General features: G+C 72.8%; 14 protein-coding genes. 10 read left to right on the forward strand and 4 right to left on the reverse strand.

What is annotated here, in order from left to right; all coding sequences use genetic code 11:
* Positions 1 to 90: 90 nt before the first annotated feature.
* Positions 91 to 1,863 carry a BACON domain-containing protein gene (locus tag ACZ7HT_RS31920; RefSeq protein ID WP_471172226.1) on the reverse strand — a complete coding sequence of 591 codons (1,773 nt, stop codon included), beginning with the start codon at positions 1,861 to 1,863 and terminating at the stop codon, positions 91 to 93.
* A gap of 173 nt (positions 1,864 to 2,036) precedes the next feature.
* Between ACZ7HT_RS31920 and radA the strand changes: the two genes are divergently transcribed.
* Complete coding sequence (gene radA, locus ACZ7HT_RS31925) at positions 2,037 to 3,443, forward strand: DNA repair protein RadA (RefSeq protein WP_471172229.1); 1,407 nt, start codon at positions 2,037 to 2,039, stop codon at positions 3,441 to 3,443.
* 322 nt (positions 3,444 to 3,765) lie between these two features.
* Complete coding sequence (gene disA, locus ACZ7HT_RS31930) at positions 3,766 to 4,824, forward strand: DNA integrity scanning diadenylate cyclase DisA (protein ID WP_388859269.1); 1,059 nt, start codon at positions 3,766 to 3,768, stop codon at positions 4,822 to 4,824.
* Positions 4,825 to 4,933: 109 nt separating this feature from the next.
* Here the strand turns inward: disA and ACZ7HT_RS31935 are convergent, their stop codons facing one another.
* A complete protein-coding gene (locus tag ACZ7HT_RS31935; protein WP_471172232.1) occupies positions 4,934 to 5,797 on the reverse strand; it encodes a hypothetical protein in 864 nt (287 codons plus the stop codon).
* 224 nt (positions 5,798 to 6,021) lie between these two features.
* Between ACZ7HT_RS31935 and ACZ7HT_RS31940 the strand changes: the two genes are divergently transcribed.
* From ACZ7HT_RS31940 to cseC, 6 genes are all read left to right on the forward strand, one after another.
* Entirely contained in the window at positions 6,022 to 6,705 is a 684-nt protein-coding gene (locus tag ACZ7HT_RS31940; RefSeq protein ID WP_471172233.1) for a phosphatase PAP2 family protein, read from the forward strand.
* 33 nt (positions 6,706 to 6,738) lie between these two features.
* Positions 6,739 to 7,659 (forward strand): HhH-GPD family protein, encoded by a 921-nt coding sequence (locus ACZ7HT_RS31945; protein ID WP_471172234.1) that lies wholly within the window; start codon positions 6,739 to 6,741, stop codon positions 7,657 to 7,659.
* 192 nt (positions 7,660 to 7,851) lie between these two features.
* Entirely contained in the window at positions 7,852 to 8,427 is a 576-nt protein-coding gene (locus tag ACZ7HT_RS31950; RefSeq protein ID WP_116160346.1) for a SigE family RNA polymerase sigma factor, read from the forward strand.
* 41 nt (positions 8,428 to 8,468) lie between these two features.
* On the forward strand, positions 8,469 to 9,167 hold the full coding sequence (locus ACZ7HT_RS31955; RefSeq protein WP_471172238.1) for a hypothetical protein: 699 nt from the start codon (positions 8,469 to 8,471) through the stop codon (positions 9,165 to 9,167).
* Positions 9,168 to 9,285: 118 nt separating this feature from the next.
* Positions 9,286 to 9,987, forward strand: coding sequence for a two-component system response regulator CseB (cseB, locus tag ACZ7HT_RS31960; RefSeq protein ID WP_471172241.1), 702 nt, complete (start codon positions 9,286 to 9,288; stop codon positions 9,985 to 9,987).
* Between the two features lie 3 nt (positions 9,988 to 9,990).
* Positions 9,991 to 11,307 (forward strand): two-component system sensor histidine kinase CseC, encoded by a 1,317-nt coding sequence (cseC, locus tag ACZ7HT_RS31965; RefSeq protein WP_471172243.1) that lies wholly within the window; start codon positions 9,991 to 9,993, stop codon positions 11,305 to 11,307.
* Between the two features lie 145 nt (positions 11,308 to 11,452).
* Here the strand turns inward: cseC and ACZ7HT_RS31970 are convergent, their stop codons facing one another.
* Positions 11,453 to 13,039 carry an MDR family MFS transporter gene (locus ACZ7HT_RS31970; protein WP_471172245.1) on the reverse strand — a complete coding sequence of 529 codons (1,587 nt, stop codon included), beginning with the start codon at positions 13,037 to 13,039 and terminating at the stop codon, positions 11,453 to 11,455.
* 113 nt (positions 13,040 to 13,152) lie between these two features.
* Here ACZ7HT_RS31970 and ACZ7HT_RS31975 point away from each other — a divergent pair, with 113 nt between their 5' ends.
* Positions 13,153 to 13,707, forward strand: coding sequence for a TetR/AcrR family transcriptional regulator (locus ACZ7HT_RS31975; protein WP_471172250.1), 555 nt, complete (start codon positions 13,153 to 13,155; stop codon positions 13,705 to 13,707).
* A gap of 16 nt (positions 13,708 to 13,723) precedes the next feature.
* Here ACZ7HT_RS31975 and ACZ7HT_RS31980 read toward each other — a convergent pair whose 3' ends face one another.
* On the reverse strand, positions 13,724 to 14,404 hold the full coding sequence (locus ACZ7HT_RS31980) for a M23 family metallopeptidase (RefSeq protein ID WP_471172252.1): 681 nt from the start codon (positions 14,402 to 14,404) through the stop codon (positions 13,724 to 13,726).
* Positions 14,405 to 14,889: 485 nt separating this feature from the next.
* Between ACZ7HT_RS31980 and ACZ7HT_RS31985 the strand changes: the two genes are divergently transcribed.
* Complete coding sequence (locus ACZ7HT_RS31985; protein WP_471172254.1) at positions 14,890 to 17,889, forward strand: NACHT domain-containing protein; 3,000 nt, start codon at positions 14,890 to 14,892, stop codon at positions 17,887 to 17,889.
* The last annotated feature ends 138 nt before the right edge of the window (positions 17,890 to 18,027 follow it).

Below are 18,027 nucleotides of genomic sequence, written 5' to 3' on the forward strand. Positions count from 1 at the left end.
CCAGGCCCGACCCTTCAAATGGACCAAGACCGCCGACCAGATCCTCGACCGCATCTGCCGATACTGCGACAGGATCTCCGAACCAGATCACTAGGACGCGTCAGGCGCTGGCGGGGGTGTGCCCGGGTCCGGGTTCGTCGGCGGGGGTTCCTCGGTCGCCGGGGGCGTGGTGCTCGGGTCCGGTGTCGGTTCGGTGGTCGGCGGCGGGGTCGTGGGCTCCGTCGTGGGCGGAGTGGTCGGTTCCGTGGTGGGCGGGCTCGTGGGCGGGTCGGTCGGTTCCGTCGTCGGCGGAGACGTCGGCGGGGTCGTCGGTTCCGTCGTCGTGACCGGCGGGGGTGTGATGACCCGGTCGGTCGGCGGCCGGGTGGGGCCGTGGCCGTCGATCCGTACGACCGCGCCCGAGGGGTTCACCCCCACGCGCGCGCTCCACGGGCCGGCCGGCGCGCGGCCGTGGTCGACGCGGACGGTGATCGTGATCCGCTCGCCGGGGCGGAGCGTGCCGGAGGCCTGGCTGACGTACAGCCAGGGGGCGTCCGTCCACAGCGACCAGTCGACGGGTGAGCCGCCTGCGGCGCTGAGCGTGAGCAGGGTGACGTCGCCGTGGCCGGCTGCGGTGACCGTGATCCAGCCGGCGGCGGGTTCGCCGGGGCGGGCCGGTTCGGTGGGGGCGCCGGGACTGACGACCTCGACGGAGACGTCGGGGGCGCGGCTGCCCTGGGTGAAGCGGGGCTCCGGGGCGGTGCTCGCGTTGCCCGCGTTCTCGTAGCGGTCGTACGGGCGGCCGTCCGGGCCCACCGGTTCGTCCGCCTCGCGCGCGCTGATCCTGCGCCCGTCGTGGCCGGTCTCGTCGGCGGCCGTGGTGCCCCGGTACGAGGTCCACAGGGCGAGGACGGGGGCGGCGACCACGGCGGCGACGACGGTGGTGGTCACCGCGCGGGCCCGCATCCGGTCGCGGCGGGCGACATGGTCCTTCGGGTCCATGGGGAAGCCGGTCGGCGCGAAGCGCGGGGCACCGGCACGCGCGCGCGGGACGTGCAGCATCGCCATGTACGCGGCGGCCCTGGGCGCCTCGACGAGCGGCAGCCGGTCCGCCGGGAGGGCCTGGGCGCCGGGCCAGGGGCCGGTGGCGCCGACCCGCTCGGCCGCGCGGCGGCAGCGGGGGCAGTCGTCGACGTGCCGGACGAGCTCGGCGCGCAGGGCGGCCGAGAGGAGCACCTGGTGGTCGCCGGTGAGCCGGGCGACGGTGGGGCAGCTGCCGGTCTCGACGACGGCGAGGGCGGCGCGGGTGCGTTCGACCTCGCAGCCGGCGGTGGCGAGGAGTTCCCGGGCGGCGAGCGGGTCGAGGGAGAGGACGGCGGCGACCTGACGGTGGCTGAGGCCGTGCCGCACGGCGAGCTCCAGGGCCTCGCGCTGCTCGGGCGTGGTGCCGGCGGCCTCGGGCCAGGCGAGCAGGGCGAGCTCGGCGCGGCGCCGCTCGGCGGTCTCCTCGGAGACCCGGGGCGGCTCGGGGGCGGTGACGGCGGGCCGGCCGGTGTGGGCGCCCTGGCGTTTGCGGCGCTGCTCACCGAGGCTGCGCAGGCAGGCCCAGCGGGCGAGGGCGTACAGCCAGGCGGTGCGGCCGTCCTCGTCGGAGGGGCAGCGGCCGTGGTGGCGCTCGGCGACTGCGAGGACGTCGCCGAGGACGGCGGTGGCCGTGTCGTGGTCGCAGAGCACGGAGAGGCAGTACGTGTAGAGGCCGTCGAGGGCGGCCTCGTAACGGGCGGGGGGACGCCGGCCGAGCGTGCGCGGTCCCTGGTCCGTGGAGCGGTGCGCCCGGTGTGCGCCGGTGGTGCGTGCGGGGGATTCCAGCCTGCTGCTCGTCACTGGGCGACCGTAGGCAAGGCGGGGGGCACTCTTCGTACCGGTTGCTCCATTCTCATTCTTACGGGTGAAGGTATCGCTCGAAAGGGGACACGAGGCGGGCGTTCCGGTGCCGTGGGGCCGCCCCTGGGGACGGCCGGGGCCCGTTGTCGGTGGCGGCGGATACGGTGTCGCTCATGGCTGCCCGTACGAAAACCGCCAAGGACCGGCCGTCCTACCGCTGCACCGAGTGCGGCTGGCAGACGGCCAAGTGGCTCGGCCGCTGCCCCGAATGCCAGGCATGGGGGACGGTCGAGGAGTACGGCGCGCCCGCCGTGCGGACCACCGCCGCCGGCCGCGTCTCCAGCGCCGCGCTGCCCATCGGGCAGGTCGACGGCCGGCAGGCGACCGCCCGCTCGACCGGCGTCGACGAGCTGGACCGGGTCCTCGGCGGCGGCCTGGTGCCCGGCGCCGTCGTGCTGCTCGCGGGCGAGCCCGGCGTCGGCAAGTCCACGCTCCTGCTCGACGTGGCGGCCAAGGCGGCCAGCGACGAGCACCGCACGCTGTACGTGACGGGTGAGGAGTCCGCGAGCCAGGTCCGGCTGCGCGCCGACCGGATCAACGCGCTCAGCGACCACCTGTACCTGGCGGCCGAGACCGACCTGTCGGCGGTCCTCGGGCACCTCGACGCGGTGAAGCCGTCCCTGCTGGTCCTGGACTCGGTGCAGACCGTCGCCTCCCCCGAGATCGACGGCGCGCCCGGCGGCATGGCGCAGGTCCGCGAGGTCGCGGGGGCCCTGATCCGGGCCTCCAAGGAGCGCGGCATGTCGACGCTCCTCGTCGGCCACGTCACCAAGGAGGGGGCCATCGCCGGGCCCCGGCTCCTGGAGCACCTGGTCGACGTCGTCCTGAGCTTCGAGGGCGACCGGCACGCGCGCCTGCGGCTGGTCCGGGGCGTGAAGAACCGGTACGGGGCGACCGACGAGGTCGGCTGCTTCGAGCTGCACGACGAGGGCATCACGGGGCTCGCCGACCCCTCCGGGCTCTTCCTGACCCGGCGTGACGTGGCCGTGCCCGGGACCTGCCTGACGGTCACCCTGGAGGGCAAGCGTCCGCTGGTCGCCGAGGTGCAGGCGCTGACGGTCGACTCGCAGATCCCGTCGCCGCGGCGGACCACCTCGGGTCTGGAGACCTCCCGGGTCTCGATGATGCTGGCGGTCCTGGAGCAGCGCGGCCGGATCAGCGCGCTGGGCAAGCGGGACATCTACAGCGCGACCGTCGGCGGCGTGAAGCTCACCGAGCCCGCCGCCGACCTGGCGATCGCGCTCGCGCTGGCCTCCGCGGCGAGCGACACCCCGCTGCCGAAGAACCTGGTCGCGATCGGCGAGGTCGGGCTCGCGGGCGAGGTGCGGCGGGTGACGGGCGTGCAGCGGCGGCTCGCCGAGGCGCACCGGCTCGGCTTCACGCACGCGCTGGTGCCGGGGGACCCGGGGAAGGTGCCGGCCGGCATGAAGGTGACGGAGGTGGCGGACGTGGGGGACGCGCTGCGGGTGCTGCCGCGGAGTCGGCGGGGCAAGGGTGCGGAGGAGGCGGCGGGGCGCTGACGAGGAGGGCCTGGGCGCTTACGAGGCGGCGGGGCGCTGACGAGGGGGCGGGGCGCTGACGAGGGGGCGGGGCGCTGACGAGGGGGCGGGGCGCTGACGAGGAGGGGCTGGGCGGCCTGCGGCGTACCGGCACAGACGCGGGAGCCGCCTCGCCGGGCGTGCCCGCCCCTCCCCCGGACGCCGTCCGGGGCGACCCTCACGCCCCGGCGGAACGCGTGCCCACCACCCCGCCAGGGCGGTGTCGCTAGACTTTGCCCTGGTCTCGCCCATCCGTACGAGCCGGAGGAGAGCAGTGGCAGCCAAGGACGGGAACGAAGCGCTGATGCGCGCAGCCCTCAGCGCGGTCGCTCCCGGCACCGCGCTGCGTGACGGCCTGGAGCGGATCCTCCGGGGGAACACGGGCGGTCTCATCGTCCTCGGCCTGGACAAGACGGTCGATTCGATGTGCACCGGCGGCTTCGAGCTGAACGTCGAGTTCACCGCCACGCGCCTGCGGGAGCTGTGCAAGCTCGACGGCGCGCTCGTCCTCGACAAGGACATCACCAAGATCCACCGGGCGGGCGTGCAGCTGGTCCCGGACGCCTCCATCCCGACCGAGGAGACCGGCACCCGCCACCGCACCGCGGACCGGGTCTCCAAGCAGTGCAGGTTCCCGGTCGTCTCCGTCTCCCAGTCGATGCGTCTGATCGCGCTGTACGTGGACGGTGAGCGGCGGGTCCTGGAGGAGTCGGCCGCGATCCTGTCCCGCGCGAACCAGGCGCTCGCGACCCTGGAGCGGTACAAGCTGCGGCTCGACGAGGTGGCCGGCACGCTCTCCGCCCTGGAGATCGAGGACCTGGTCACGGTCCGGGACGTCACCGCGGTCGCGCAGCGCTTGGAGATGGTCCGCCGGATCGCCACCGAGATCGCCGAGTACGTCGTCGAGCTCGGCACCGACGGGCGGCTCCTCTCGCTCCAGCTCGACGAGCTGATCGCGGGCGTGGAGCCGGAGCGCGAGCTGGTGATCCGGGACTACGTGCCGGAGCCGACGGCGAAGCGCTCGCGGACGGTCGCCGAGGCGCTCACCGAGCTGGACGCGCTCACCCACACCGAGCTCCTCGAACTCCCGGTCGTGGCGCGCGCCCTCGGCTACAGCGGCTCGCCCGAGACCCTCGACTCGGCGGTCTCGCCGCGCGGCTACCGGCTCCTGGCGAAGGTGCCGCGGCTGCCGGGCGCGATCATCGAGCGTCTGGTGGAACACTTCGGCGGGCTGCAGAAGCTGCTCGCGGCGAGCGTGGACGACCTCCAGACCGTCGACGGCGTCGGCGAGGCCCGTGCCCGCAGCGTCCGCGAGGGCCTGTCGCGCCTCGCGGAGTCCTCGATCCTGGAGCGGTACGTCTAGGACGCGCCGCTCGCTCGGCCCTCGGGGCGCTCAGCCCTTGGGCCGCTCAGTCCTAGGGCGCCCAGTCCTTAGGGCGCTCAGTCCTTGGGCCGCTCAGCCTTTGAGGCGCTCAGTCCTTGGCCAGCGTGAACGAGGCGGGGAGCACCTTCGCGCCCGGCATCTTCGCCTCCACCAGGTACGTGCCCGGGCCGGCCGGGCCCGCCGGGGCGCTGGCGCACTGCGGGGCGCTGTGACCCCGGTCCCATTCGACGGTGTGGGTGACGGTGGTGTGCGCGGGGACGCGCAGCAGGACCGGGGTGCCCGGGCGCGGGCAGTCGGCGGTGGACCAGACCTCGTCGTCGTGGGCGTCGCTGACCGTCAGAACCGCGCTGCGGGGCCCGAAGTCGGCCTTGCAGGCGGTGTTCGAGGTGTTCCTCGCGACGAGGAGGAAGCGGGGCTTCTCCCCGGCCTCGTAGGTGAGTTTGGCGGAACGGAGTTCCAACTGCAGGGATCCGGCGGGGCAGTTCGGAAGCGGAGAGTTCGCCGGGACCTGCTGGCCCGCGCCGGTGCCCGCGCCGCCGTCGGCGCCGGCTCCGTCGGTGTCGCCGTTCTTGCCGGTGCCGGTGGCGCCTCCCGCGCCCTCGGTGCCGGAGTCCGCGCCCGCGTCCGTACCCGCGTCGGCGCCCGCGTCCGTACCGGAGCCCGCCGAGCCGCCGTTGTCGCCGGCGGTCTCGCCGGAGTCGCCCGACTCGTCGCGTCCGCCGGGCTGTTGGCTGATCGCCGGGCCGGTGCCGGAGGGTCCGGGGGTGATCGACGGCGGGGTCGGCGAGGAGCCGTTGGCGGCGTCGTTCGGCTTCTTCCCGTCGCCGTCACCGGAGGTGACGGCCCATACGGCGAGCAGCGCGAGCAGCGCCACCAGGCACGCCGCCACCGCCCTCCGTCGCCAGTAGATGGTGGAGGGAAGCGGCCCGACCGGATTGCGCAAAGATCCCACGACCCGAACCTTACGAGAGATCCGGCCCAACTCCCGCCCCACCCGCCGCCCTAGGCCTCAAGTTTTGCCGATGATCACATCCACGGGTTCCGGGAACTTTCCCCGATCCGGTACAGATCCGGTCCGGATCCAGCTCTGATCCAGCTCAGATCCACACCGGCACCCCGCCCTCAACCCGACCGCCCGGGACGGCGGACTCCGGATTCCGGTTAGCGTCGTACCCCATGGACACCCTTCTCGACCTCTCCGACCGTCTGTATCTCGACGTCGCCGACTTCGCCCACTCCACGCCCCACTGGTTCCAGTGGATCGCCGAGGTGTGGACGGAGCTCGGGCTGCTGCTCTTCGGCGTGCTGTTCCTCGCCGGCTGGTGGCGCACCCGGAGGGATGCGAGCGGGGCGATGGCGCTCGCGCTGCTCGCACCGGTCGCCACCGGTTTCGGTTACGTGGTGAGCGAGGCCCTGAAGTCGCTGATCGACGAGGAACGTCCGTGCCGCGCGGTCGCCGAAGCGCCCGTCTCGCTCGTCGCCTGCCCGCCGCACGGCGACTGGTCCTTCCCCAGCAACCACTCCGCCATCGCGGGCGCGGCGGCGATCGCGCTCGCCCTGTCGTGGCGCGGGATCGTCTGGCTGACCGTGCCGATGGCGCTGCTCATGGCCTTCTCCCGGGTCTTCGTCGGTGTCCACTACCCGCACGACGTGACCGTCGGCCTGCTCGTCGGCGCCCTGGTCGCCTTCCTCGTGATGCGGGCGGCGGAGCGGCCCGTCCGGGCGCTGGTGGAGACGGCCAGGTCGAGCCGGAGCTCGGCCGTGGTGTGGTGCGCGGGGCGCGGGCCGAGTGCGCACGCCTCCGCGCACGCCCCCGCGCACTCCGAGCGGCGCTCGCGCGCGCGCCACGGCGCGTACTGATCGCGCCGGGGACGTGCCAGGATCGGAGGTGCCATGACTTCCATCGACACTCCCCCCACGTCCGAGGCCCCCGCCGTGCTCCCCGCCGAGCTGCACGGGCCCGTCCTCGCCTGGTTCGACCGGCACGCCCGCGACCTGCCCTGGCGCCGCCCCGAGGCCGGTGCCTGGGGCGTCATGGTCAGCGAGTTCATGCTCCAGCAGACCCCGGTGGTCCGGGTCCTCCCGGTGTACGAGCAGTGGCTGGCGCGCTGGCCGCGCCCGGCCGACCTGGCCGCCGAGGCCCCCGGCGAGGCGGTCCGCGCCTGGGGCCGGCTCGGCTACCCGCGCCGGGCACTGCGGCTGCACGCGGCGGCCGTCGCGATAACGGAACGGCACCACGGCGACGTACCGCGCGACCACGGGCAGCTGCTCGCGCTGCCCGGCATCGGCGAGTACACGGCGGCGGCGGTGGCCTCCTTCGCGTACGGGCAGCGGCACGCGGTCCTGGACACCAATGTGCGCCGGGTCTTCGCGCGGGCGGCGACCGGCGTCCAGTACCCGCCGAACGCGACCACGGCCGCCGAGCGGCGGCTCGCCCGCGCGCTGCTGCCGGAGGACGAGCCGACGGCGTCCCGCTGGGCTGCCGCCTCCATGGAGCTGGGCGCCCTGGTGTGCACGGCGAAGAACGAGGACTGCGGGCGCTGCCCGATCGCCGAGCGGTGCGCCTGGCGCCTCTCGGGCAAGCCGGCGCACGACGGTCCGCCGCGGCGGGGCCAGACGTACGCCGGGACCGACCGGCAGGTACGCGGCCGGCTCCTCGCGGTGCTGCGCGAGTCGGCGGAGCCGGTGGCCCAGGCGACGCTCGACGCGGTCTGGGACGAGCCGGTACAGCGGGCCCGGGCCCTGGACGGGCTCGTCGCGGACGGGCTCGTCGAGCCGCTGGAAGGCGACCGGTACCGGCTGCCGCTGTCCTGAGCCCTTGGACGTACCGAGGCCCCGCTCTCCCGCGAGCGGGGCCTCAAACCTTTTCCGCCCCCGCTGTTACACAACCGATGGGTAGCCGTGCGTCCACCGACGGCTGCCCCGCACAGCCCCGTGACAAGCGCTCCGTAGCGTCGTCCACGACCACGAGGAACATGCAGGACACGGGGAACGGAGGCGGTTGGGATGAGGCACGGCGGCGAGGTGCTCGACTTCGAGGAGTACGTACGCACGCGGCAGGACGCGCTCCTGCGCAGTGCCCGCCGTCTCGTCGCCGACCCGGTCGACGCCCAGGACCTCCTCCAGACGGCCCTGGCCCGTACGTACGGGCGCTGGGACGGCATCGCCGACAAGTCCCTCGCCGACGCCTATCTCCGCCGCGTCATGATCAACACGCGGACCGAGTGGTGGCGCTCCCGCAAGCTCGAAGAGGTGCCGACCGAGCAGCTGCCCGACGCGTGCGTCGACGACCCGACCGAGCAGCACGCCGACCGCGCCCTGCTCATGGACATCCTGAAGGTGCTCGCGCCGAAGCAGCGCAGCGTCGTCGTCCTGCGGCACTGGGAGCAGATGAGCACGGAGGAGACGGCGGCGGCGCTCGGCATGTCGACGGGTACGGTGAAGTCGACGCTCCATCGTGCGCTCGCCCGGCTCCGCCAGGAGCTGGAGAGCCGTGACCTCGACGCCCGTGCCCTGGGGCGGACCGGGGAGCGGGCGACCGTACGAGGTGACGAAGGGGGTCGGGAGCGGTGCGCGGCGTAGACGGCGAACCCTGTGGCAGACCACACGAAGGCCACCATGGTGTGAGCGGCGGCGACGACCGGTGTCCGACCGGACGGCGCCGCCCGCGGCGTACCGTCAGGGCGGCGAGCGTCACGGCCACGGCCGGGCTCGTCGCCGTCGGTCTTTCCCTGGCCGCCTGCTCCACCGGGGGCACCGGCTCCCGCGACGAGGGCGCGGCCCGCACGGACGAGATCGCCGCCGCCGCGCCCACTCCCTCCGCCTCCGGCACGGCGGGACCTCAGTCGGCCGAGCGGGTGGATCCGATCGCGCTCCTGAAGGCCGACCCGAAGATCGGCGCGCGGCTCAAGGACGACCTGAAGCCGTGCGTCGCCGACGCGTACCCGGTGGACACCTCCTACGGCAATCTCACGAACACGGCCGCCCCCGACGTCGTCGTCAACGTGATGACCTGCGGGGACGCCGTCGGCATCGGCACGTACGTGTACCGCAAGGAGAACGACCGGTACGAGAACGTGTTCATGGCCGAGGACGCGGCGGTCTACGCGACGATCGACCGGGGCGATCTCATCGTCACCAAGCAGGTGTACGCGAAGGGCGACCCGGTCGCGTACCCCTCGGGCGAGGACGTGATCACCTACCGCTGGTCGGGAAGCACGTTCACCCAGCACGACTGGGTGCACAACGACTACAGCCGGGCCGTCGGCGACGGCGACGCCCCCACCGCGGAGCCCGCGCCGAGCGAGCCGGCCGCCAACTGAGCAGTCCGCAGCCGTGCACCGCTGCGGACCGCCACAGACCGTGGACCGCGACAGACCGTGGACCGCCGTAGACCGCCGTAGACCGAAAGACCGTACAGACCCCGAAGGGCACATCACGATGGCCGAGACCCATGTCCTGTTCGTCGAGGACGACGACGTCATCCGTGAGGCCACCCAGCTCGCCCTGGAGCGGGACGGCTTCCGGGTGACCGCCATGCCCGACGGGCTCTCCGGCCTGGACGCCTTCCGGGCGCAGCGGCCCGACATCGCGCTCCTCGACGTGATGCTGCCGGGGATGGACGGGGTCAGCCTCTGCCGTCGCATCCGCGACGAGTCGACCGTGCCCGTCATCATGCTGTCGGCGCGCGCCGACTCGATCGACGTCGTGCTCGGTCTGGAGGCGGGGGCCGACGACTACGTCACCAAGCCCTTCGACGGTGCGGTGCTCATGGCCCGCATCCGGGCCGTGCTGCGCCGCTTCGGGCACGCGGGCGGCGCCGGCAACGGCGAGCAGGGGGACGCGCCGGACGGCGGCGGGCTCCTCGCCTTCGGCGACCTGGAGGTCGACACCGAGGGCATGGAGGTGCGCAGGGGCGGGGTGCCGGTGGCGCTGACCCCGACGGAGATGCGGCTGCTCCTGGAGTTCTCGACGGCGCCGGGCACCGTGCTGTCCCGGGACAAGCTCCTGGAGCGGGTCTGGGACTACGGCTGGGGCGGGGACACCCGGGTCGTGGACGTCCATGTGCAGCGGCTGCGCGCCAAGATCGGCCAGGACCGGATCGAGACGGTCCGCGGCTTCGGCTACAAGCTCAAGAGCTAGCCGGTGAGGTTCCTGCCCCTGCGGACCGGGGTCCGCTGGAAGATCGCCGTCGCCATCGCGGCGGTCGGCGCGCTCATCGCGGTCACCCTGAGCATCGTCGTGCACAACGCCGCCCGCATCTCGATGCTCGACAACGCGCGCGAGGTGCAGATGGAGCGGCTGCTCTTCGCCCAGCGGATGTACGAGACGTCGAAGCCGAAGGAGCCCCGCTTCGGCACGAAGATCAACGACCCGGCGCTGCCGCCCCAGCTCCACCAGCTGATGCGGGACAAGCGGCGCGGGACGTACGTACAGGAGCACCGGCACGGCGGGCCGCCGGACGTGTGGGCGGCCGTGCCGCTCGCCAACGGCGACGTGCTGTCGCTGCACATCCCGTTCGCCGACCGCAGCGCGACGATCATGAACGATCTGGACCGGGCCCTCGTCATCGGCTCGGTGTCCGTGGTCTTCGGCGGCTGCGCCCTCGGCGTGCTCATCGGCGGGGGGCTCTCCCGTCGCCTGCGGAAGGCCGCCGTCGCGGCCGGCCGGGTGGCCCAGGGCAATGCGGAGGTCCGGGTCCGGGACGCCGTCGGCGGGGTCGTGCGGGACGAGACCGACGACCTGGCCTGGGCGGTGGACGCGCTGACCGACGCGCTGAACGAGCGGATCGAGGCCGAGCGGCGGGTCACCGCCGACATCGCGCACGAGCTGCGCACCCCCGTCACCGGGCTGCTCACGGCGGCCGAGCTGCTGCCGCCGGGGCGGCCGACCGAGCTCGTACGGGACCGGGCGCAGGCCATGCGGACGCTGGTCGAGGACGTCCTGGAGGTGGCCCGTCTTGACAGCGCGTCGGAGCGGGCCGAGCTCCAGGAGATCGCGCTCGGCGAGTTCGTGGAGCGGCGGGTGCGGGCCCTGGACCCGGAGGTCGACGTCCGGGTCGTGCACGAGTCCTGGGTGAACACCGACCCGCGCCGCCTGGAGCGGGTCCTGGGCAATCTCCTCGCCAACGCGGCCAAGCACGGCAAGCCGCCGGTCGAGGTGACCGTCGAGGGCCGGGTGGTCCGGGTCCGCGACCACGGTCCGGGCTTCCCCGAGGCGCTCCTGAAGGAGGGCCCGAGCAGGTTCCGTACGGGGACGAGCGACCGCGCGGGCCAGGGCCACGGCCTGGGCCTGACGATCGCGGCGGGCCAGGCCCGGGTCCTCGGCGCCCGGCTGACCTTCCGGAACGTGGCCGCGGAGGGGTCGCCGGGCGGGGTCGGCGGGGCCATCGCGGTGCTGTGGCTGCCGGACCACGCGCCGACGAACACGGGCAGCTTCCCGGTGCTGCGGCCGGCGGACTGAGGAGTACGGAAGAGGGGGCCGGGTCCATGACAGGACCCGGCCCCCTTTCCCGTACGGGAGATCAGACCGTCTCGTTCCCGTACGGGAGATCAGACCGTCTCGTTCCCGTACGGGAGATCAGACCGTCTCACTCCCCTCCGGGAGATCAGACCGTCTCGGCGACCTTGAGCGCGTCGTCGTCGGACTCCGCCTTCGGGTCCGCGGCCGGTCCGGCGCCGCGCAGCGCCACCTCCTTGACGAAGAAGGCGAGGACGAAGCCGAGGACGGCGACGGCCGAGGCGACGAGGAAGGCGCCGTGCGTGCCGGTGGCGACCGCGTGCTGGTAGGCCTCGCGGAGCGCGGCCGGCAGCTTGGCGAGGCTCGCCGCGTCGAGCTGGGCGGTCCGCTCGGTGAGCCCGCCACCGCCGCGGGACGCCATCTCGTCCTGGACGCGGCTGGTGAAGAGCGCGCCCATGATCGCGACGCCGAAGGAGGAGCCGAGCGTACGGAAGAGGGTGGTGGAGGAGGAGGCGACGCCCATGTCCTTCATCTCCACGCTGTTCTGGGCGACCAGCATGGTGATCTGCATGAGGAAGCCCATGCCGGCGCCGAGGACGGCCATCCAGACGCCGGAGACGAGGCGCGAGGTGCCGGTGTCCATCGTCGAGAGCAGGAAGAGGCCGGCGACCATGAGCGCGCCGCCCGCGATCGGGAAGACCTTGTACTTGCCGGTGCTGGTGGTGAAGCGGCCGACGAGCAGCGAGACGACCATCATCGACAGCAGCATCGGCAGGAGCAGCAGGCCGGAGTTGGTGGCCGAGGCGCCCTGGACGGACTGCTGGAAGATCGGCAGGTAGAGGACCGCGCCGAACATCACGAAGCCGGTGATGAAGCCGATCAGGGACATCAGGGTGAAGTTGCGGCTGCGGAAGATGTGCAGCGGCATGATCGGGTCGCTCGCCCGGGTCTCCACGAAGAGGAAGGCGGCGAGGGCGGCGACGCCGCCGACGATCAGGCCGACGATGGTGGCCGAGCCCCAGGCGTACTCGGTGCCGCCCCAGGTGGTGACGAGGACGATCGCGGTGATGCCGACGGTGAGGAGCGCGGCGCCGAGGAAGTCGATCCGGGCGCCGGTGGCCCGCTCCTTCTTCGGCAGGTGCAGGACGGTGGTCAGCATGGCGAGGGCGACGACACCGAGCGGCAGGTTGATGTAGAAGGACCAGCGCCAGCCCCAGTGGTCGGTGATGGTGCCGCCGACGAGGGGGCCGCCGATCATGGCGAGGGCCATGATTCCGGCCATCATGCCCTGGTACTTGCCGCGCTCGCGGGGCGGGATCAGGTCGCCGATGATCGCCATGACGCCGACCATGAGGCCGCCGGCGCCGAGGCCCTGGACCGTGCGGAAGCCGATGAGCTGGCCCATGTCCTGGGCCATGCCGCTGAGCGCCGAGCCGATCAGGAAGATCACGATCGAGGTGAGGAAGACGCTCTTGCGGCCGAACATGTCGCCGAGCTTGCCCCAGATCGGGGTGGAGGCGGCGGTGGCCAGGGTGTAGGCGGTGACGACCCAGGAGAGGTGCTCCAGGCCGCCGAGCTCGCCGACGATCGTCGGCATCGCGGTGCCGATGATCATGTTGTCCAGCATCGCGAGCAGCATCGCGATCATGAGGGCGAGGAGGACGACGCGCACGCTGCGCGGCTGCGGGTCCGCGGCCTCCCCCGGTGCTGCCTGAGTGTTCTGTTCCGTCGCCATGTCGGTCCCCGTCGCTCCCTTACTTGCCGCCCGGCTAGTTACTACACTGAGGACGGTAGGCCGGTAACTAGCCGGTCGTCAAGTAAGTTTTGTGGAATGTGGAGTGAGCAGCCATGGCACGAGGCAACACCCGCCAGCGCATCCAGGACGTGGCTCTCGAACTCTTCGCCGAGCAGGGCTACGAGAAGACCTCGCTCCGCGAGATCGCCGAGCGCCTCGACGTCACCAAGGCGGCGCTCTACTACCACTTCAAGACCAAGGAAGACATCATCATCGGGATCTTCCAGGACCTGGCGCGCCCGATCGACGAGCTGGTCGCCTGGGCGGGCGAGCAGCCGCGCACCCTGGAGACGAAGCAGGAGATCCTGCGCCGCTACCAGAGGGCCCTGCTCGCCGCGGCCCCGCTGTTCCGCTTCATGCACGAGAACCAGGCGACCGTGCGCGACCTGAGCATCGGGCTCACCTTCAAGGAGCGCTTCATGGCGCTCAACGAGTTCATCCAGGAACCCGACGACACGATGAAGGACAAGGTCCGCGCCGTGAGCGCGATCTTCGCGCTGCACGCCGGGACATTCTTCATGCAGAACGTCGAGGGCGACCCCGAGGAGAAGCAGGAAGCCGTCCTCGAGGTCGCCCTCGATCTGATCGAGCAGGCCGAGCGGGCCTGAAGCTCTACGGGGTGGGTCAGACGCTGACGCCGTGGGCGCGCAGGAAGGCCATCGGGTTGACGGCCGAGCCGTAGTTCGGGGTCGTACGGATCTCGAAGTGAAGGTGCGGGCCGGAGGAGTTTCCGGTGTTGCCCGAGAGGGCGATCTGCTGGCCGGCGCCGACCGTCTGGCCGATGCCGACCTGGATCCGCGACAGGTGGGCGTACTGCGAGTACGTGCCGTTGGCGTGCTTGATCACGATGGCGTTGCCGTACGCGGGGCCGTCGCCGCCGCCGTTCGGGCCGGCCTTCACGACGGTACCGGCGGCCGCGGCCTTGACCGGGGTGCCGACCGGGACGGCGAAGTCCTGGCCGGAGTGCTTGTGGGCCCACATGGCGCCGCCCTGGTTGAAGCTGGCGCTGAGGGCGTACGAGGTGACCGGCTTGACCCAGGCCGGGGTGGCCTTCTTGACGGCCTTCACGGGCGTGGCCTTCACGGCGGTCGCCTTGGCGACGGCGGCCTTCACCTGGGCGGCGACGTGGGCCTGGGCGTCGGCCTGGGCGGCGACGGCGGCGGACACGGTCAGCGCGGCCGGGGCGGCCTTGCCCTCGGCGGCGAAGGCGGACCCTGCTCCGGCCACCAGCGTCGCTCCCAGACCCGCGGCGGCGAGAGCAACGGCGGTGATACGGGCGGCGGGGTTCATGACGCGCTTCGACATACGGGGGAAAACCTCCGGGACGTACGGGACCCGGCGCGGACGGTGCGCTGCGCCGGGCTTGCTCATCCTTGGTAACCCGGACCCCCGGCCATCCCAAAACACCCCATCTACGACATGGCGTCGTAGCGATCTCCCGGGAAGTTCACCCCGCGACGACCCCGGAGCGGGGTCGCGAAAACGGACATACCGGAACAAGAGAATCGGTTTATGCGCACGTCGCGAGGTCCGGAACCGCCCGAAACGCCGCCCGATGCCCGGTTCGGTACGCATAAGGACCAAAGACCCGGGGTTTCACGCCTGAACGTCCCGAATCGACACCAAACGTCGCCACTATCCTGGTTAGTACCCCTCGAAACGCCTGTGCGCGAGGTCACCAGCGGCCCACCCCGAATGGGACCTGGGTCACGCAACCAAGCCGCCCCGAAGCCCGTCCCGCACTACGCTGACCGCTTCGGGAATCCAGGGAATCCGCGGGGGGACCACACATGGAACCGGCACTCATCGGCACGCGCCTCGCGTCGGCCGCGATCGGCCCGCTGCTAAAGAAACTGCTGGTCAGCGACGGCCCGGGCGCCGGCCTCACGGGCTCGTCGAAGAAGATCCGGCTCTCCTCGCTGGTCTCCTTCCGCGGCGAGAAGCGCACGCTCACGGAGAAGGACGTCCTCAAGCTCGCCGCGACCCTGGTCGAGCGGTCCCTCAGCGGGGACGGCGAGTGCCCCTTCCCGGCCGACGAGACCGAGGCGGTCGTCGAGACCCTGGCCAGGACCCTCCTCGCCCTCGGCGACCTCGACATGGACGACGTCCAGGCCGTCCGTCTCGGCCACCTCGACCTCGCCCGCCGCCTCCGCGCGGCGGCCCCCGCCCCGGACGGCCTGTCGACGGACTCGGTCCTCTACCTGGAGTCGATGACGGAGTGGGCCTGCCTCCACATCCTCGACTTCTTCACCCAGCGCTCCACCTTCGTGGCCCGCAGCCTGCTGGAACAGACCCGCGGCCAGCGGGAACTCATCGCGAAGGTCGACGAGGTCATCCGCCGCACGCCCCGCGCGGACTCCCGGGACGGGGACTTCGAGCGGCGCTACCTGTCCCACCTCGCCAAGAAGCACGGCCGCCTCACGATCTACGGCGTGGACCTCCGGGACGCCCCGGAGAAGTGGCCGCTGGACGTGGCGTACCTGTCGCTGGAGGCGACGGGAGGGTTCGTGGCCCCGAGCCGCCCGGACCGGGAGTACAGGGAGTACGGGGAATCGGTCGGCACGGCGGGGTTCGCCGACGTCGCCCTCCTCTGGGGAAAGCCGTCGGGCGGCCGCGCCGACCAGATCCTCACCCGGCACGACAAGGTCCTCCTGCGCGGTACGGCCGGCTCCGGCAAGACGACACTCATCCAGTGGCTGGCCGTCTCCGCCGCACGCGAGGACCTCGCGGACGGCATGACGTACCTCCGCGACCGCATCCCCTTCGTCCTCCCCCTGCGCTCCCTCACCCGCCACGGCGAGCGGCTCCCCGCCCCCGACCGTTTCCTCTCCGCCGTCGGCTGCCCGCTCTCCGCACCCGACGGCTGGGCCGACCGCGTCCTCGCCGCCGGGCGCGGCCTCGTCCTCGTCGACGGCATCGACGAGATCCCCGAGGCCGAACGCGACCGTGCGCGCCGCTGGCTCCGCGACCTCCTCGACGCCTACGACGGCAACCGCTGGCTCGTGACCTCCCGCCCCACCGCCGTGCGCGACGACTGGCTCGCCCCGGACGGCTTCGCCGAGCTCACCCTCGCCCCGATGTCCTCCGCCGAGGTCGCCACCTTCGTACGGCGCTGGCACCGGGCCGCCGGGCCGGACGCGGCACCGTACGAACAGCCCCTCCTCGACGCCCTGCGCACGACGTCGGACGTCGCCCAGCTCGCCACCAACCCCCTGATGTGCGGTCTGATCTGCGCCCTGCACCACGGCAGGCGCGGCTTCCTGCCGCGCGGCCGGAAGGCGCTGTACGACGCGGCCCTCGCGATGCTGCTCTCGCGCCGCGACCGCGAGCGGGACATGGGGACGCCGTACGGGATCGACCTCGGCGAGACCCCGCAGATCCAGCTGATCCAGCGGATCGCGTACTGGCTGACGCTCAACGGCCGCACGACGATGGACCGCGCGCACGCCCAGGACGTCGTACGGGAGGCCGTGCCCGCGATCACGGAGGCGGCCGGCTACGACCCCGGTACCGTCTTCACCCACCTCCTCCACCGCAGCGGCCTGCTGCGCGAGCCCACGGCGGACACGGTCGACTTCGTCCACCGCACCTTCCAGGACTACCTGGCGGCCAAGGCCCTCGTGGACCGGTGGGACATCGGCGTCCTCGTCCGGCACGCGGCGGACGACCAGTGGGAGGACGTCATCCGCATGGCCGTCGGGCACGCGCGCCCACGCGAGTGCGCGGAGATCTTCGACGAGCTGCTGAAGGCGGCGGACGCGGCCCCGGACCGCCGGACCCAGCTCCGCGTCCTGGTGGTGGCGGCGACGGCACTGCACCACGCGACGGAGGTGGCACCGGACATCCGGGAACGCGTCCTGGCCCGCACGGCCGAGGTGATCCCGCCGCGCGGCCCGGAGGAGGCCCGGGAGCTGGCGAGGGTGGGACGAGCGGTCCTGGACCTGCTGCCGGGCCCGGAGGGTCTTGAGGACGGCGCCCTCAATGATGTGGTGATCACGGCGACGCACATCGCTGACGACGCCACACTGCCGTACCTCGCACGATTCGCGGACCATCCGTCCCTGAGCGTCCGCTCCCAGCTGATGTGGGGCTGGGCCCGGTTCGCGACCGCGCCCTATGCGGAGGAGATCATCGCCCGGCTCGATCCGAACGACCTCGACTTCACGCTGGTGTCCGACGACCAGGCGGCCGAAATCGCCCGCCTCGGGCTGCGCCCCGAACACCTCGACATGCGCATGAGCCCGAGCCTCACCCCCGACGGCATGGCCATGCTCAGCCCGGCGTTGAGCGAGGCGCGGTCCGTAAGGCTGCCGGGAGCGCTGGCCCCGTCCTTGAGCCGGCTCCCCTCGGACAACAAGCTGGACAGCCTCACTCTGAGCAGCCCTCCCACAGGAGGGCTCGCCTTCCTCCGCCGCCTGACCGGTCTCCAGGTCCTCGTCATCATCGAAGGCGCCGTCATGAGCGAGGAGGACTGGCACGCCGTGGCTGCTCTGGACGGTCTCTCGCATCTTCAGCTGCCGGCCGAGAACGTGCAGAGCCTCCCGGAATCGCTGAGGCTGCCGCAGACGAAGAATCTGCTCGTGGACTGCTCCGGCAGCACCGCACCGCTGGACGTCATCGCCTGCTCCTTCCCCGCCCTGCGTCTGCTGACCCTCCACAGCGACCACGAAGGAAAGGTCCACGACCTCACCCCGCTGGCGTCCCTGGCCGAACTCCGTTACGTCAACGGCTTCGGCGTCCGCCTCACCGGCACCGGAGCCCTCGCACCCACAGTCGGAATCCGCGCATGAGCTGATCGCCGAAGGGGGGGGGGGGGGGGGGGGGGGGGGGGGGGGGGGGGGGGGGGCGGGTGGGGGGGGGCGGGGGGGGGGGGGGGGGGGGGTGGGGGGGGGGGGAGGGGGGGGGAGGGAAAAGGGGTGCTTTGTTTC

The sequence above is a fragment of the Streptomyces sp. NPDC037410 genome, from assembly GCF_055602235.1.

What these genes read in the sequence shown, in the direction of transcription:
- ACZ7HT_RS31975 (WP_471172250.1), top strand. Translation starts at nt 13,153, where the DNA reads ATGGCACGAGGCAACACCCGCCAGCGCATCCAGGACGTGGCTCTCGAA.
- ACZ7HT_RS31945 (WP_471172234.1), top strand. Translation starts at nt 6,739, where the DNA reads ATGACTTCCATCGACACTCCCCCCACGTCCGAGGCCCCCGCCGTGCTC.
- ACZ7HT_RS31985 (WP_471172254.1), top strand. Translation starts at nt 14,890, where the DNA reads ATGGAACCGGCACTCATCGGCACGCGCCTCGCGTCGGCCGCGATCGGC.
- ACZ7HT_RS31950 (WP_116160346.1), top strand. Translation starts at nt 7,852, where the DNA reads ATGAGGCACGGCGGCGAGGTGCTCGACTTCGAGGAGTACGTACGCACG.
- ACZ7HT_RS31940 (WP_471172233.1), top strand. Translation starts at nt 6,022, where the DNA reads ATGGACACCCTTCTCGACCTCTCCGACCGTCTGTATCTCGACGTCGCC.
- ACZ7HT_RS31980 (WP_471172252.1), bottom strand. Translation starts at nt 14,404, where the DNA reads ATGTCGAAGCGCGTCATGAACCCCGCCGCCCGTATCACCGCCGTTGCT.
- ACZ7HT_RS31970 (WP_471172245.1), bottom strand. Translation starts at nt 13,039, where the DNA reads ATGGCGACGGAACAGAACACTCAGGCAGCACCGGGGGAGGCCGCGGAC.
- radA (WP_471172229.1), top strand. Translation starts at nt 2,037, where the DNA reads ATGGCTGCCCGTACGAAAACCGCCAAGGACCGGCCGTCCTACCGCTGC.
- cseB (WP_471172241.1), top strand. Translation starts at nt 9,286, where the DNA reads ATGGCCGAGACCCATGTCCTGTTCGTCGAGGACGACGACGTCATCCGT.
- disA (WP_388859269.1), top strand. Translation starts at nt 3,766, where the DNA reads ATGCGCGCAGCCCTCAGCGCGGTCGCTCCCGGCACCGCGCTGCGTGAC.